17 protein-coding genes and 1 pseudogene are annotated in these 13,527 nt (G+C 61.8%); 7 read left to right on the top strand and 11 right to left on the bottom strand.

Features of this window, described 5'->3' with window-relative positions:
• A pseudogene (locus EOC06_RS19545) lies at positions 1-201 on the bottom strand (zinc-binding alcohol dehydrogenase family protein); the annotation flags it as partial.
• A gap of 90 nt (positions 202-291) precedes the next feature.
• Between EOC06_RS19545 and EOC06_RS19540 the strand changes: the two are divergent.
• Positions 292-690, top strand: a complete 399-nt coding sequence (locus EOC06_RS19540) for a helix-turn-helix domain-containing protein (protein ID WP_023809911.1) — start codon at positions 292-294, stop codon at positions 688-690.
• 86 nt (positions 691-776) lie between these two features.
• On the opposite strand, the gene EOC06_RS19535 is transcribed toward EOC06_RS19540, so the two are convergent.
• Positions 777-1,154, bottom strand: coding sequence for a flagellar export protein FliJ (locus EOC06_RS19535; RefSeq protein WP_013529907.1), 378 nt, complete (start codon positions 1,152-1,154; stop codon positions 777-779).
• Between the two features lie 452 nt (positions 1,155-1,606).
• Here EOC06_RS19535 and ctrA point away from each other — a divergent pair, with 452 nt between their 5' ends.
• Entirely contained in the window at positions 1,607-2,302 is a 696-nt protein-coding gene (ctrA, locus tag EOC06_RS19530) for a response regulator transcription factor CtrA (RefSeq protein ID WP_006203583.1), read from the top strand.
• A gap of 103 nt (positions 2,303-2,405) precedes the next feature.
• On the opposite strand, the gene EOC06_RS19525 is transcribed toward ctrA, so the two are convergent.
• A complete protein-coding gene (locus EOC06_RS19525) occupies positions 2,406-2,810 on the bottom strand; it encodes a PleD family two-component system response regulator (RefSeq protein ID WP_127268016.1) in 405 nt (134 codons plus the stop codon).
• A 239-nt stretch (positions 2,811-3,049) separates the two neighbouring features.
• Positions 3,050-3,679, bottom strand: coding sequence for a histidine phosphotransferase ChpT (chpT, locus tag EOC06_RS19520; protein ID WP_128308550.1), 630 nt, complete (start codon positions 3,677-3,679; stop codon positions 3,050-3,052).
• 391 nt (positions 3,680-4,070) lie between these two features.
• Between chpT and EOC06_RS19515 the strand changes: the two genes are divergently transcribed.
• Both EOC06_RS19515 and EOC06_RS19510 read left to right on the top strand, forming a co-directional pair.
• A complete protein-coding gene (locus tag EOC06_RS19515) occupies positions 4,071-4,607 on the top strand; it encodes a DUF1134 domain-containing protein (protein ID WP_236382921.1) in 537 nt (178 codons plus the stop codon).
• Positions 4,608-4,797: 190 nt separating this feature from the next.
• Positions 4,798-5,934: a hypothetical protein gene (locus tag EOC06_RS19510; protein ID WP_128308549.1), complete on the top strand. Its 1,137-nt coding sequence runs from the start codon at positions 4,798-4,800 to the stop codon at positions 5,932-5,934.
• A 91-nt stretch (positions 5,935-6,025) separates the two neighbouring features.
• Here EOC06_RS19510 and EOC06_RS19505 read toward each other — a convergent pair whose 3' ends face one another.
• The 6 genes from EOC06_RS19505 to EOC06_RS19480 form a co-directional block, all read right to left on the bottom strand.
• A complete protein-coding gene (locus EOC06_RS19505) occupies positions 6,026-6,841 on the bottom strand; it encodes an RNA methyltransferase (RefSeq protein WP_128308548.1) in 816 nt (271 codons plus the stop codon).
• Positions 6,842-7,004: 163 nt separating this feature from the next.
• Entirely contained in the window at positions 7,005-7,349 is a 345-nt protein-coding gene (locus EOC06_RS19500; protein WP_013529913.1) for a helix-turn-helix transcriptional regulator, read from the bottom strand.
• Between the two features lie 152 nt (positions 7,350-7,501).
• A complete protein-coding gene (locus EOC06_RS19495; protein WP_128308547.1) occupies positions 7,502-8,281 on the bottom strand; it encodes a HugZ family protein in 780 nt (259 codons plus the stop codon).
• Between the two features lie 31 nt (positions 8,282-8,312).
• On the bottom strand, positions 8,313-9,446 hold the full coding sequence (locus tag EOC06_RS19490) for a CaiB/BaiF CoA-transferase family protein (protein WP_281062091.1): 1,134 nt from the start codon (positions 9,444-9,446) through the stop codon (positions 8,313-8,315).
• A 50-nt stretch (positions 9,447-9,496) separates the two neighbouring features.
• Positions 9,497-10,258 (bottom strand): 3-hydroxyacyl-CoA dehydrogenase, encoded by a 762-nt coding sequence (locus tag EOC06_RS19485; RefSeq protein WP_128308545.1) that lies wholly within the window; start codon positions 10,256-10,258, stop codon positions 9,497-9,499.
• A 61-nt stretch (positions 10,259-10,319) separates the two neighbouring features.
• A complete protein-coding gene (locus EOC06_RS19480; protein ID WP_127317843.1) occupies positions 10,320-10,856 on the bottom strand; it encodes a GNAT family N-acetyltransferase in 537 nt (178 codons plus the stop codon).
• A 29-nt stretch (positions 10,857-10,885) separates the two neighbouring features.
• Between EOC06_RS19480 and EOC06_RS40235 the strand changes: the two genes are divergently transcribed.
• Together EOC06_RS40235 and EOC06_RS19475 are read left to right on the top strand one after the other, a co-directional pair.
• Positions 10,886-11,050, top strand: a complete 165-nt coding sequence (locus tag EOC06_RS40235) for a hypothetical protein (protein ID WP_164748917.1) — start codon at positions 10,886-10,888, stop codon at positions 11,048-11,050.
• A 77-nt stretch (positions 11,051-11,127) separates the two neighbouring features.
• Positions 11,128-12,120, top strand: a complete 993-nt coding sequence (locus EOC06_RS19475; protein WP_128308544.1) for a glutathione S-transferase family protein — start codon at positions 11,128-11,130, stop codon at positions 12,118-12,120.
• A 1-nt stretch (position 12,121) separates the two neighbouring features.
• On the opposite strand, the gene EOC06_RS19470 is transcribed toward EOC06_RS19475, so the two are convergent.
• Positions 12,122-12,616 carry an NUDIX domain-containing protein gene (locus EOC06_RS19470; protein WP_127317847.1) on the bottom strand — a complete coding sequence of 165 codons (495 nt, stop codon included), beginning with the start codon at positions 12,614-12,616 and terminating at the stop codon, positions 12,122-12,124.
• Between the two features lie 53 nt (positions 12,617-12,669).
• Here EOC06_RS19470 and EOC06_RS19465 point away from each other — a divergent pair.
• Positions 12,670-13,527 (top strand): metallophosphoesterase (locus EOC06_RS19465; protein WP_206631212.1); only part of this gene is annotated, 858 nt, incomplete at its 3' end.

The following is a 13,527-nucleotide window of genomic DNA, read 5'->3' as shown; positions in this document are numbered from 1 at the left end:
TCCCGAGATATCCCAACCCAGGATGAAGGGCGGCTCGCCGAGCAAGGGGTAGTAGCCGGCACGGACGGCGCCGTCGACCGGATTGATGCCTGCGGCCTTGACGTGAACCAGCACTTCGCCGGCCTCTGGCGTGGGATCCGGCCGATCAGCGATGACAAGGACGTCGGGTCCGCCGACGGAATTCTGGATAACGGCACGCATTGAGATGTCTCCTGCTCGGTTGATGCCACTATCATTTGGATAGTAATATTCCCTTGTCCAGTATGTACCTTTCTGATATATACGCACCTTATGGATAGTGAAGATGATTGCGGTTTCGGCTATGATGCGTTCCGGCGGACGTGTCCTTCGCACACCGTGCTGGAGATGCTGGCCAGCAAATGGGTCTACCTAGTGGTTTGCGCGCTGCGCAAAGGCCGGCTGCGCAATGGTGAGCTCGCCCGCAAGCTCGAAGGCATCACGCCGAAGATGCTGACGCAGACGCTGCGGGTGCTCGAGCGCGACGGCCTGGTGCGGCGCGAGATTTTCCCGGTCATTCCGCCGCGCGTCGAATATGAATTGACCGAGCTCGGCCAGAACCTGGCCGGGCTGCTTACCCAGATCAGGTCATGGGCGGAGCAGCATGCGCCGGATATCAAGGATGCCCGTGCAAGGGCAATTGCCGAGAGTGAAGGGGATTGGGCCGCGTAGGGCGGGTTCATTTTTCCCGCCGGAGCCGCAAGCCGCGACAATGCGCCAGCCTGATGGCGAGCGTTGGTGCGGCAAACCGCCAGGTCTTAGCCGATCATGGCGCTGCGGCCACCGACTTCGGCTTCGCGGATCTTCGTGTCGCGCGATTCCAGCATTTCCGCCTTGGAAAGCTCCGCTTCAGCTTCGCCGAGTAATGATTCGGCGGCGCTTCGCTGCTGGGCGAGGTCGCTTTGGGAATTCCTGAGGTTGTCGCGGCGCAGGCGAGCCGCCTTGGCGAAGGTCGGATAGGCGAAATGGTTGATATCGGTGATGCCGGCCTTCTTTTCCTCGGCGGTGATCTGAAGCTCCAGCTCGACGGCCATGCGTTCGAACTCGGCGATCATCATGTCGAGCTGCAGCAGCTGCCGCCGCTTCTCATTCACCTGAAACTGTTTCAGCCGAACGAGGTTTTCACGTGACTTCATGATTCGGTACTCCCGGAAACGCACACCCGCACTTATCGTCCAAACCACCTGGAAACGCCCAGGCCGCACCCGTGTCCACCGCCTTTCCCCGAACTATGGGAAACAAAACCCTAAAGTTTTTTGCCGGCGGTAACCATTCGTTTACGGGCATTGTTAATCATACGGGTCAGGACTTAAGGCCGGGTAAAAATTCCGGCCACCGATGCGGAAGCGACGTCGATGAGTCCCTGGAGTCGCTTAGTCCGGGTTTTTAATGTGTTGCATTAGGAATTTGGTTCTGAGATTCGTTATTAGATTCAAGAGGGTGTAGAAAGAGGTTAAAAAATCTGGTACCGTCATGGGCGGGAAATTAGGATTTGTTAACCATTCAATGGCAGCCTCTGCACAAGGCAACCACTGCTCCGGGTCCGGACGGGTCGTGAAATGGTCCGGCAGCAGAAAAGGGGAATGAAATGCGTGTTCTGCTGATAGAAGATGACAGTGCAACCGCACAAAGCATCGAACTGATGCTGAAATCGGAAAGTTTCAACGTCTACACGACCGATCTCGGGGAAGAGGGCGTCGATCTAGGCAAGCTCTACGACTACGATATCATTCTTCTCGATCTCAACCTGCCTGATATGTCGGGCTACGAGGTCTTGAGAACGCTTCGCCTTTCCAAGGTCAAGACACCTATTCTCATCCTCTCCGGCATGGCCGGCATCGAGGACAAGGTGCGCGGCCTCGGCTTCGGCGCGGACGACTACATGACCAAGCCGTTCCACAAGGATGAGCTGGTTGCCCGCATTCATGCCATCGTGCGGCGCTCCAAGGGCCACGCCCAGTCGGTCATCACCACCGGCGACCTGGTGGTCAACCTCGATGCCAAGACTGTCGAAGTCGGCGGCCAGCGCGTGCACCTGACCGGCAAGGAATACCAGATGCTGGAGTTGCTTTCGCTGCGCAAAGGCACCACGCTGACCAAGGAAATGTTCCTCAACCACCTCTATGGCGGCATGGACGAGCCTGAGTTGAAGATCATCGACGTCTTCATCTGCAAGCTGCGCAAAAAGCTCGACGCGGCATCGGGCGGTCAGAACTACATTGAAACGGTCTGGGGGCGCGGCTATGTGCTGCGCGAACCGGAAGACATTCGCGTCAGCGCCTGAGCGACGAATCGCTCGAATCTTGTCCATAAAAAAACCCGGCTTCGGCCGGGTTTTTGCATGACGGCTGGTAAGGGTCTGTTTTGGGCTGCTGAGCAGGAAACCGTCACGCACTTTTTCTGGAATTGCTCAAGGGTACCGAATCAGGTGCGCTCTTCAAGGTGCGAAAGCGCTCGAGCAGCTGCGGGCGGTTGAACGGCTTCAAGAGATAGCCCTGGGCGCCGGCTCGCTTGGCCCGCATGATCGAAGCAATATCGAGCTCGACCAGGGAAATCAGGATCTGCGGCCTTATCGGGCTCTCCATGGCGCGGACGCGACGGATGAGATCGACCGCCGGTACGTCAGGCAAGGCGCCATCGACGACGATGATGTCGGGCATGTCGGCGGCGCACATCTCCAGCGCGTCAAGTCCGCTGGCGGCCTCGATGACAATCATTTCGGAGCCGCCCAGGATGCGTTTTGCAACCTTCCTGATGACGCTTGAATCGTCGACGAACATGCAGCGTTTCATTTCCGGGTCCTCTTTGCCTTCTGGCAGTCCGGTAGCGTCGGGGGCATCCAGGACGCACCATAGGCCAATCTGGTAAAGAAGCCGAAAAGGCGTTAGGTAAAATTTTTACAAAGATAGGCAGGTGCCTACTTTTATTCGCGAATGCTTTGGCGCTGCATGGACGACCAGACGCATCTCAAGTCGATGAGCTGGAATTACAGATTTCAATGTAGAAATACTTCGCTTTATCGGCTGCGCAATCAGGCCGCAGAAAGCACGATTTCTTCCGGCGTCGCGTGGATCGATATCGTCATGCCGGCTTCGCGCGCCAGAAGCAGCGTGTAGTAGGGCTGCACGGAATGCGCGTCGATCGGTTCGTCCGGCTTGTGGCCGGAATGCAGTTCGAGGAATTTCGGCGGCACACGCAGCATCGGGCCAGCCGACGCAAGCGCGAAACGAGGTTCGGTCTCAAGATTTTCCAGCGTCACGGAAAGCTTGCCGCCGCGCGGAATGGCGGCATTGGCGACGAGGATCAGGTTGAGCAGCAGCTTGACCTTGTTCTTGGGCAGCAACGCGCGGGGCCCGTTCCAGGTCAGTTCCGGCTTTTCGTTCTTGAGGAAGGCGATGGCGACCGCTTCGGCATCGCCGGTATCGATCAACATGCCGGCCGAGCCGGCGGCACCAAAGGCGATGCGGGCGAACTGCAGGCGGGCCGAAGCGTTGCGGGCGCTCTGACGGATCAGCTTCATGGCGTCCTCGTCGGCGCCGCCTTCATCAAGCAATTCGAGCCCGTTGTTGATCGCGCCGACCGGCGAAATGATATCGTGGCAGACCCGACTGCACAAAAGCGCTGCCAGATCGGGTGCGGAAAGGGTGAACAGATCGGCCATCGGCGAAAAATCCCTGCAAAATCTCACAACTCATGGCCGGGCGATCGATCGTCGCCTGCCACACGAATCACACACTCTCTCCTCGGGCTTTCTGAATACACAGCGCCCGTGCGTGCAGCAACAAATCCAAATTGTGGTTGTGGCAAATGGCGTGTTCACGCAGGCTGCCGGCCCCACTTGAGCGACCCCAAACAGCCTTCGAACCGCCATGTTCATGTGGGAGCTTAATGGTTGAAAAAGGATTACGGCATAGTTTGCCCCTAACAGTTACCCTTAACGGCCGGCTAAAAGAGCCGTACGGGGTGCGAGGCGTCGGCGAAGGTGCTCCCTGACGGAGATTGGAAGCATGTTTTCCCGATACTACGACCGGAGCTTTCTCCGTGTCTTCTCAATGGCGGTCACGCTCCTGGGCGTTCTCGTCTTCTCGACTTCAGCCCTGCGGGCCCAGGAATACACCGCTCAGGAGATTGTCGATTCCGGTCACAAGTTCTTCGGCGCGACATCGGGCGGGCTCGCCACGGTCGTCGAGAAGATTTTTGCTTCCTATGGCCTGCCCAACGGCTATCTGCTGGGCGAAGAGGGCTCGGGCGCGCTGATCGGTGGCCTGACCTATGGCGAAGGCACGCTCTACACCAAGAATGCCGGCGATCACAAAGTGTTCTGGCAAGGCCCATCGCTCGGCTGGGATTTCGGCGGCGAGGGGTCGCGGGTGATGATGCTGGTCTACAATCTCGACGATGTGGGCAGCCTCTACAACCGCTATGGCGGCGTCGCCGGTTCGGCCTATGTGGTGGCTGGTGTCGGCTTCAACGTGCTGAAGAACAACAATGTGGTTTTGGTGCCGATCCGCACCGGTGTCGGTGCCCGGCTTGGCGTCAATCTCGGCTATCTGAAGCTTACCGAGCGCGCCACCTGGAATCCGTTCTAAGCTGAAGTCCTTGGCTGTCGTTGCCCAAAACCGGGACCGCTTTTGGGTCGACATGCATTAAACTAGTGGCGTTGCGGCAAACCCTTGCCGCAACGCTGGATTTCCGCCATGTCAACGTGGCACAGTCAAAGCGCTCTATGCGCTTTTGGTTTATCTGGTTTGATGCTTACCGGCCACAACGGGTAGTCACTTGGTCCAGTCGGTCCTGTTCTTCGTCCTCGGCTTTCTCTGTGCTGGCTTTCTGGCGCTCATGGTGGCTCCGGCCATATGGCGTCGTGCGGTCACGCTTACACGCAGACGCGTCGAATCCTCGATCCCTCTGACGCAAACCGAAATCCAGGCGGACAAGGATCGCATCCGCGCCGAATACGCCATGACGACGCGCCGCCTGGAAATCAGCGTCAAGGCGTTGCGAGAGAAGGCGGCCGAACAACTCGTCGAGATCAATCGCGGTCGCGAGGCCATGAAGGGCCTGGCGGTCGAGCGGACGGACAAGAACCAGGCGCTGACCGATCTGGGCGCGAAGAACGAAGCGCTGCGCCAGCGAGAGGGCGAGTTGCAGCAGCTTTCGGAGCGGCTGAAGGAAACCGAGCGCAAGCTGGAAAAGCGTGCACTTGAGCTGCAAAAGCTGGAGCGCATGTATGACGACGCAAGTTTTTCCTCGAGCAGCCGGCAGATCGAACTCGTGGCGCGAGAGTCCGAAATGCAGAAGCTCGCCAGTGACATTGCGATGCTGCGCGGCCAGCGCAAGGAAGCCGACAGGCGCGGCCAGGAAATCGCGGCCGAAAGCAAGGCCGCGCGGGAGGCCCTGAAAGCCGAGAAGAAAAGGACCGCCGAACTCGACAAGAAGGTCGAGCGGCTGCTGGCCACACTTGCCGATCGCGAAGACAAACTCGACCGCCGCGAAAAGGAACTGGCACGCATGCGCGAAAGATCGAAATCCGAAGACAGCGCGCCAGCCTTGCGCCTGGTCGGCAAGGGCGGCGATGTCGCCAAGAGCGATGACTTGGACAAGGCAATCGCCAAGCTCGACAGTGACCGTGAGCAGCTCGAGGCGAGGCTGACGGCGCTGGCGCGCGAGAACAAGCGGCTGAAGGCCGACCTCACCGCACTGGCCGCGTCCACGGCCACGGACAGCAGCTCCGCCTTGCGCGAGCAGATGAACGCGCTGGCGGCGGAGGTCGTCCATCTGACGGCGAAGCTCGAGGGGCCTGGTTCGCCGATCGCCAAGGCATTGGCGGTACCGTCGGACGCCCGCTCCGGCAACGGTGACCGCAGTCTTGCCGACCGCGTGCGCGCGCTGCAGAAGGCTGACGCGACAAGCTGAATCAGGCCTCCTTAGAGCATTTCACCGTTTCACGGAAACGGCGAGATGCCCTAACTCTTTGCTTTGACGCAATTCTGGACGGAAAACCGCTTCACACTTTTCCTGGAATTGCTCTAGTCGAAAAATGATGCAGCGCGATGGCTGAAGCCGCGGCGACATTCAGGCTGTCGAAGCCTTTCGCCATGGTGATCCGCACATTGTGCAGGCTTGCGAGCAGGTTGCCCGGCAAGCCTTCGCCCTCGGTGCCGAGATAGAGCGCCAGGCGCTCGCTACGCTGCGCATCGCGGATGTCGGTCCTCCCGCGGGGCGACAGCGCGAATTGTTCGAAGCCACGCCGGGCGAGCATCGTTGTGAAGCCGGCGGTGTCGGAGAACGATGCGAAAGGGATCTTGAGCGCGGCGCCGACCGAAACGCGGATCGCCTTGCGATAGAGCGGATCGCAGCATGTCGCATCCAGCAGAACCGCGTCGGCGCCAAAGGCGGCGGCGTTGCGGAAGATCGAGCCCACATTGTCATGGTTGGCGATGCCGACGAGCACTACGACCAGCGCACGAGGGGGCAAGCCATCGAGCAGGGCTTCGGCCGGCTGCGGCTCTCCCTTGCGGCCGATGGCCAGGATGCCGCGATGCATATGAAATCCGGCGATAGCGTCCATCACCGCGCTGGTGGCGACATAGACCGGGAGGTCGGCGGGCGCCTTGCTCAGAATGTTGTCGAGACCTGCCAGCCGGTTTTCCAGGACCAGGATCGATTCGGCGGCAAAGCGCCCGGTCGAGAGCAGCAGGTCGAGCACCACCTTGCCTTCGGCGACGAAGCGGCCTTGCCGGCCGGCGAGGTCGCGCTCGCGAATGTCGAGATAGGCAGCGACGCGCGGATCTTGCGGGTCGTCGATGCGAATGGGATCCATGCAGTCCTCGCGACCGTCGCACCGGCCCGAAACCCGGACGGAACTCCCGGCGCTCGCCCTATTTGGAGAGCACGATGCGACGATTCGGGACAATCAGCCAGCTTTATGCGCCCCGGATGGGCGCATGTCGCTCTCAAATCACGGCGAGATCGGCGCTATGTGGTCAGGTTCCAGCACGGCGCAAACGGTGCGCCATCTGGGACAGGTCATCCTTGCCGCTGCCGAAAATGCCGTCCAGCATGACAAGCAGTTCTCGCACGGCGTCGGATTTGCAGGAGTAGTAGATCATCTGCCGGTCGCGGCGGGTGTCGACAAGGTCGAGCGCCCGCAACTTGGCCAGATGCTGGGACAGGGCGGATTGGCTGAGCATCACCTTCTCGGCGATGGCTCCCACCGACATTTCACCTTCGGCGAGGTAGCTCATGATCAACAGTCGCTTCTCATTGCCCATCAGCATGAGAAACTCTGCCGCCGATTCGGCGTTCACGATTAGCTTTGTCGAGACCATCGATCCCCCATGCTTCCTGTTCATCCCGACGCCATGGGGGCAATGGCGTCTGATTCCATAAATTCACTTATCGATCGGCGCTGGCGATTCAGCGTCACCAAAAGGTAGAGCATTTCACTTAAATCTCAAGTGTTGCTTTTGGTCCAGCATAATTAAGTCTCCGTCCCGGCGTCGACAATGGCTCGGCCGGCCTTGGCCATATCGACCAGAACGTGCCGCAATTCGCCTGCCGCCGCCAAAGGTTGTGGGTAAAAGGCACGGCAAACATCGTCGCCCGACACCAGGTCCATGCCATCGGCATCGAATCCGGCAACACGCCAGCCGTTTCCGGATACTTTCGCGAAATGCTGTGCGTAGACGGCGATCGCGTCGAGATGGTCGGCGTTCATGTGGTCGATGGCAGATTGTTCGCGCGCCGCGAGTTCCTCGACGATCGGTCCGCTGGTGAGCAAATCCGATCGATCGAGGTGGTAGGCCTTGCCGAAGCCGCCGTTGAGGCTGGCGCGTTGCGGATCGAGGCGAAAGATCGAAAAGTCGCCGAGACCGGCGTAAAGTTTCGCCTTGGGATTGTGATTGAGATAGCGGCGCTCGACGCGGGCGTGTTCGGCAGATCCGCGCTCAAGCCGTGCTGCCTGGCAGATCAATGTCAGGCGCGGGTGCGCCAGCGGGTCGCCCTTGCCCGGTTCGCCGAGCAACAGGGAGCAGCGCGGATCGGCAAGCAGGGCGCCGGTGTGCGCCGAAAGCATCGACACCAGGATCAGCGGCGCGCCGTCGATGTCGGTGGCCACGCCGACCCTGCTGGCCAGCGGCGAGCCGGTTTGCGGTTCGATCACCGCCAGGGCGCCAAAGCGGGCGCTGCGCAGAAGCGTCTTCGCCAGCCGGATCGCTTCGGCGTCCGTCTCGCGGATCACGTCCTTTTTCGGCTCGTCCAAGGCAGCACCGCAGTAAGTTGATCTTTCTTCTCTAGTTATCGTTATCGGTCAGCAAGCCGGATTTGACAAGGCCGTCGATCTCGGCTTTCGCAAAGCCGAAACGTGCCAGAATTGCCGATGGCGAAACGTCCTCGTCGCCGGGTATAGTGGCCAATGTCGGTTGCGAGCTCGAGAAACGCGGCGCGGGGGCCGGGCGCTCAAATGCACCTGTCGTCACAGAGGCGTTGCGTGCCCGATTGTGCGGGTGGTGTTTCGCCTCTTGCAGCGACAGAACCGGTGCAACGCAGGCATCGGTCTGCGCGAACAGCCGGTCCCAGTCGTCGCGTGGTTTCTGCCGGATCCGATCGGCAATGGCGGCGCGCATCGGCGGCCACAGGGCCTTGTCGTACTGGCCGGACGCAAAGCGCTCGTCGAGCGGCAGCAGCCTGGCGAATTCGGCGAAGAATTGCGGCTCGAGACAGCCGATGGCGATATGGCGTCCATCCGACGTCTCATAGGTGTCGTAGAACGGGGCGCCGGAATCGAGCAGGTTCGCGCCGCGCTTGTCGCTCCACAAGCCGGCCGCCATCAAGGCGTGCAGGGGCACCGCCAGCATCGAGGCGCCGTCGACCATCGCGGCGTCGATGACTTCACCCTTGCCTGTGCGCGAACGTTGGAACAGGGTGGCCAGCACGCCGGCAATCAGCATCATGGCGCCACCGCCATAATCGGCGACAAGGTTGAGCGGCGTGACGGGACGGCCGTCGGCATGGCCGATGGCGTGCAGCACGCCGCTATAGGCGAGGTAGGTGATGTCGTGGCCGGCGCGGCCGGCGAGCGGGCCGTCCTGGCCGAAGCCGGTCATACGGCCGTAGATCAGCGCCGGGTTGCGCGCCATCACCGTTTCCGGGCCGAGGCCGAGCCGCTCCATGACGCCTGGGCGAAAGCCTTCGAGCAACATGTCCGCCTTTTCGGCAAGGCGCAGCAACAGATCGGTGCCTTCACGGCGCTTCAGGTCGAGGCGCAGGACGGCGCGGCCATGGCGGTCGATGTTGTACTCATCCGGCAGCGACAGGAGATGGCTCGTCCCCGCCCGCTCGATGCGCAACACTTGCGCGCCCATCTCCGACAGCATCAGGCCGGCCAGAGGCACCGGTCCGAGCCCGGCCATCTCGATCACCTTCAGCCCGGTCAGCGGACCGGTTTTAGCGGCAGCGGACAGGCGTTCATGACCTTCTATTTCGGCGCCATGCGGATGGCGCCATCGAGACGGATGGTCTCGCCGTTCAACATCTGGTTCTCGATGATGTGCAGGGCGAGAGCGGCATATTCGGACGGCTCGCCCAGGCGCGACGGGAACGGCACGGCGGCCCCCAGCGAATCCTGCACCTCTTGCGGCATGCCGGCCATCATCGGCGTCTTGAAGATGCCGGGCGCGATGGTGCAGACGCGGATGCCGGAACGGGCAAGGTCGCGCGCCACCGGCAGCGTCATGCCGACGACGCCGCCCTTGGAAGCCGCATAGGCGGCCTGGCCGATCTGGCCATCATAGGCGGCAACCGAAGCGGTGTTGACGATGACGCCGCGCTCGCCACCCTGCAGCGGCTCGAGCTTCGACGCGCGCTCGGCGACGAGGCGGATCATGTTGAACGTGCCGATCAGATTGACCTCGATCACCTTGCGATACTGGTCGAGGGGGTGGGGACCATCCTTCCCGATCGTCTTCACGCCAATGGCAATGCCGGCGCAGTTGACCAGGATCCGTGGCTGGCCAAGCTTGGCCGTAACGTCGGCGAGGGCAGCGGTTCCGCTGTCGGCGCTGCTGACGTCGCACTGGACGGCAATACCACCGATCTCGGCCGCGACCTTGGCGGCGCGGTCAATACCCACGTCGAAGATGGCGACGCGGGCGCCCTTGGCGGCCAGCGCGCGCGCCGTTGCCTCGCCAAGGCCGGAGCCGCCGCCGGTGACGATCGCGATCTGGCCGTTGGGGTTCATGACGTCATCCTTTGATCTCAGGAACAGTGGGACGGATCAGGCGCCAGATCGACGGGAAAGGTCAAGCCATCGCGGCGACAGGATCGGCCACCCTGGCCTGATCGGCGTGGCAGACCTCGCCCAAGAGCCTGGCGACCGCGCCCGGCGCGATCTCGTGCGACAGCAGCCGGTCGAGATCGACGGGGCGCGGCATCGAAATCTGGCCGCGCGGAATCCGCTTGAAACCGAGCGGCCCGTAGTAGGGTTCGTCACCCACCAGCATGACAGCGGGCGCGCCGGCCTTGGCGGCGGCCTCCAGCGCGATCGCCACCAACCGGCGGCCGATGCCGAGATTTTTGAAGGCCGGCCGCACCGCGAGCGGCCCGAGCATTAGCGCGCGACCGGCACCGGCGGCGATGCGGGTCATGCGCACCGAGGCGACGACGATGTCGCCATCGACGGCGACAAAGGACAGCGAACGCTCGTGCCCTCCGGCCTCACGAATCTTGTAGGCGGCCAGCACAAAGCGGCCCGGCCCGAAGGCTTCGTCATTGATGGCTTCGATCTCGGGGTCGTGCGCCGGGGTTTCCGGCAGGTATTTCACGTCGGCAAGGCTCATGGTCTTTGCGTTCCGGTAAGGAGGAAAGGTTGCTGCAAACGGCAGCATTCGCCAGTCAGCGCTTCATCAAGCGCGGGCGCCCTTTCGTCGTCGGTAAAACCGGATCGAAGCAAAATCGAACATGCGGATTGTCCGCTAGCATCAATTTCCCGCCGCTGCAATCGGCCGTTTTGTTCGTCATTTCCGCCAAGTGACGGTCTGTTCAGCACCTGACGTCTTCGACAGGGCAGCCTTGCGCCTACATCAACCAACAGGACGCAAGGAGATTTGTATGGGAATGCTGGTCGAAGGAAGGTGGCAGGACCGCTGGTACGATACAGCGGACAATGGTGGCAGGTTCGTGCGGACGCAGTCGCAATGGCGCGACTGGGTCACCGTTGACGGGGCGCCTGCCGAAGGCCGGACGCGTGGTTTCAAGGCCGAGCCCGGCCGTTATCACCTCTATGTCTCGCTTGCCTGTCCGTGGGCCCACCGGACGTTGATCTTTCGCGCGCTGAAGAAGCTGGAAGGCGTCATATCGGTGTCGGTGGTGCATCATTTCATGGGCGGCAACGGCTGGACGTTCGTGGCTGAGGACGGCGCCACGGGCGACATGCTCTATGGCCTCGGCTTCCTGCACCAGATCTATGCCAAGGCCGATCCCGCCTATTCGGGCCGGGTGACTGTGCCGGTGCTGTGGGACAAAAAGGAGCAGACCATCGTCTCCAACGAGTCTTCCGAAATCATCCGCATGCTGAATTCAGCCTTCGACGAATGGGGCGACGCCAGCCTCGATTTCTATCCGAAGGCATTGCGCGGCGAGATCGATCGCATCAATGCGCTGGTCTATCCCGCGGTCAACAACGGCGTCTATCGCGCCGGCTTCGCCACCACGCAACGTGCCTATGAAGAGGCGTTCGGTGAAGTGTTCACAGCGTTGGATACGCTGGAGGAGCGGCTGTCGAAGCAGCGCTATCTCGTCGGTGGTCCTATCACCGAAGCCGACTGGCGGCTGTTCACCACGCTGGTGCGCTTCGATCCGGTTTATGTCGGCCACTTCAAATGCAATCTGCGCCGTATCGCCGACTACCCGAACCTGTCCAACTATCTGCGTGATCTCTACCAGGTGCCTGGTGTAGCCGGGACGGTGAATATGCATCACATCAAGGCGCACTATTACGGCAGCCACCAGACGATCAATCCGACGCGGATCGTGCCTGTCGGACCGGAACTGGCTTATGGCGCGCCACACGACCGGGCGCGATTCGAGAAAGCGGCGGCCTGATCTACCAGTAGGGCGAGGGCTGCTCGCCGTCAAAAACCTCGGCGATCCGGCGCAGCGTCGCCGGCGTCGTGCCCTGCGGCAAGCGGTCGAGCGGGAAGAAGCCAGCTTCGGCGATTTCGTGATCCGGCCGCTTCGGCGCCGTCTGGCTGAAATGCTCGAGCAAATAAAAGCCGACATGGTCGCGGCGGCTGGAGCGGCGGTTGAAATGCATCGATTTGAACACCGGCGGGGCGGTGAGAGCGATGTTGCCTTCCTCGGCCAGTTCACGGGCCAGTGCCTCGTTCATCGTCTCGCCGACTTCGACGCCGCCGCCGGGCAGCTGCCAGCCTGGTACGTAGGTATGGCGAATGAGGAAGACGGACTTGGACGCCCTGTCGTGGATCAGGCCGCGCACGCCAAGCGTCATCGGCCTCCGCAGCACGAAATAGAGATGGAACAGCCTGGCCCTCAAACCTGGCCAGCCGGTCTGGCGGACGGCATCTTCAGGGCTCGTCATTGATAGCGAAACCGTGGGTGGAAAGCCGCGCGCGCGTCGCCTATGAAGGTTGTATGTTCAGGCTCGCGCATATTTCCGATGTCCATCTGGGGCCGCTCCCCGATGTATCCTATCGCGATCTCGCCTCCAAGCGCGTGCTCGGCTATGTCAACTGGCAGCGCAACCGCCGCCGCCATATGCATGATGCGGTCATTGATACGATCGTCGCAGACATCAAGGCGAACACGCCTGACCACCTCGCCGTCACCGGCGACCTGGTCAATCTGGCGCTCGACGGCGAGATCGAGATGGCCAGGCACTGGCTGGAGACGCTGGGACCGCCGCATGATGTTTCGGTCGTTCCGGGCAATCACGATGCCTATGTGCCAGGCGCCTTCGACAAGGTCTGCCGATCCTGGGCGGCGTGGATGAGCGGCGACGGTGTCAACACGCCGGTCGATCGTAACGCATTTCCCTATCTGCGCGTGCGCGGCAACGTCGCGCTGATCGGTGTCTCGACGGCGCGCGCCACGGCACCCTTCATGGCCAATGGTTTCTTCATGGAAGGCCAAGCGAAGCGGCTCGGCAAAATCCTTGGGGATACCGCCGGACAGGGGCTGTTCCGCGTCATCATGATCCATCATCCGCCGGTGCGCGGTGCGGTCCCGCAGCACAAGCGGCTGTTCGGCATTGCCCGCTTCAACAAGATCATTCGTCGCCACGGCGCCGACCTTGTGCTGCACGGCCATTCGCATCTGCCGTCGCTGTTCTTCATAGGCGGTCGCGGCGTCAGGATCCCGGCGGTCGGTGTCGCTGCCGCCGGCCAGGCGCCGGGCGGCAAGAACCCGGCGGCGCAGTACAATCTGTTCGACATTGACGGCGAGGCGGGCAATTGGCGGATCCGGCTGACACGGCGCGGCCTGACCGGGCCG

The sequence above is a fragment of the Mesorhizobium sp. M7A.F.Ca.MR.362.00.0.0 genome (genome assembly GCF_004023175.1).
Classification (GTDB): domain Bacteria; phylum Pseudomonadota; class Alphaproteobacteria; order Rhizobiales; family Rhizobiaceae; genus Mesorhizobium.
The sequence above is the reverse complement of the archived record's forward strand: the minus strand, read 5'-3'. Positions and strand labels throughout refer to the sequence as shown.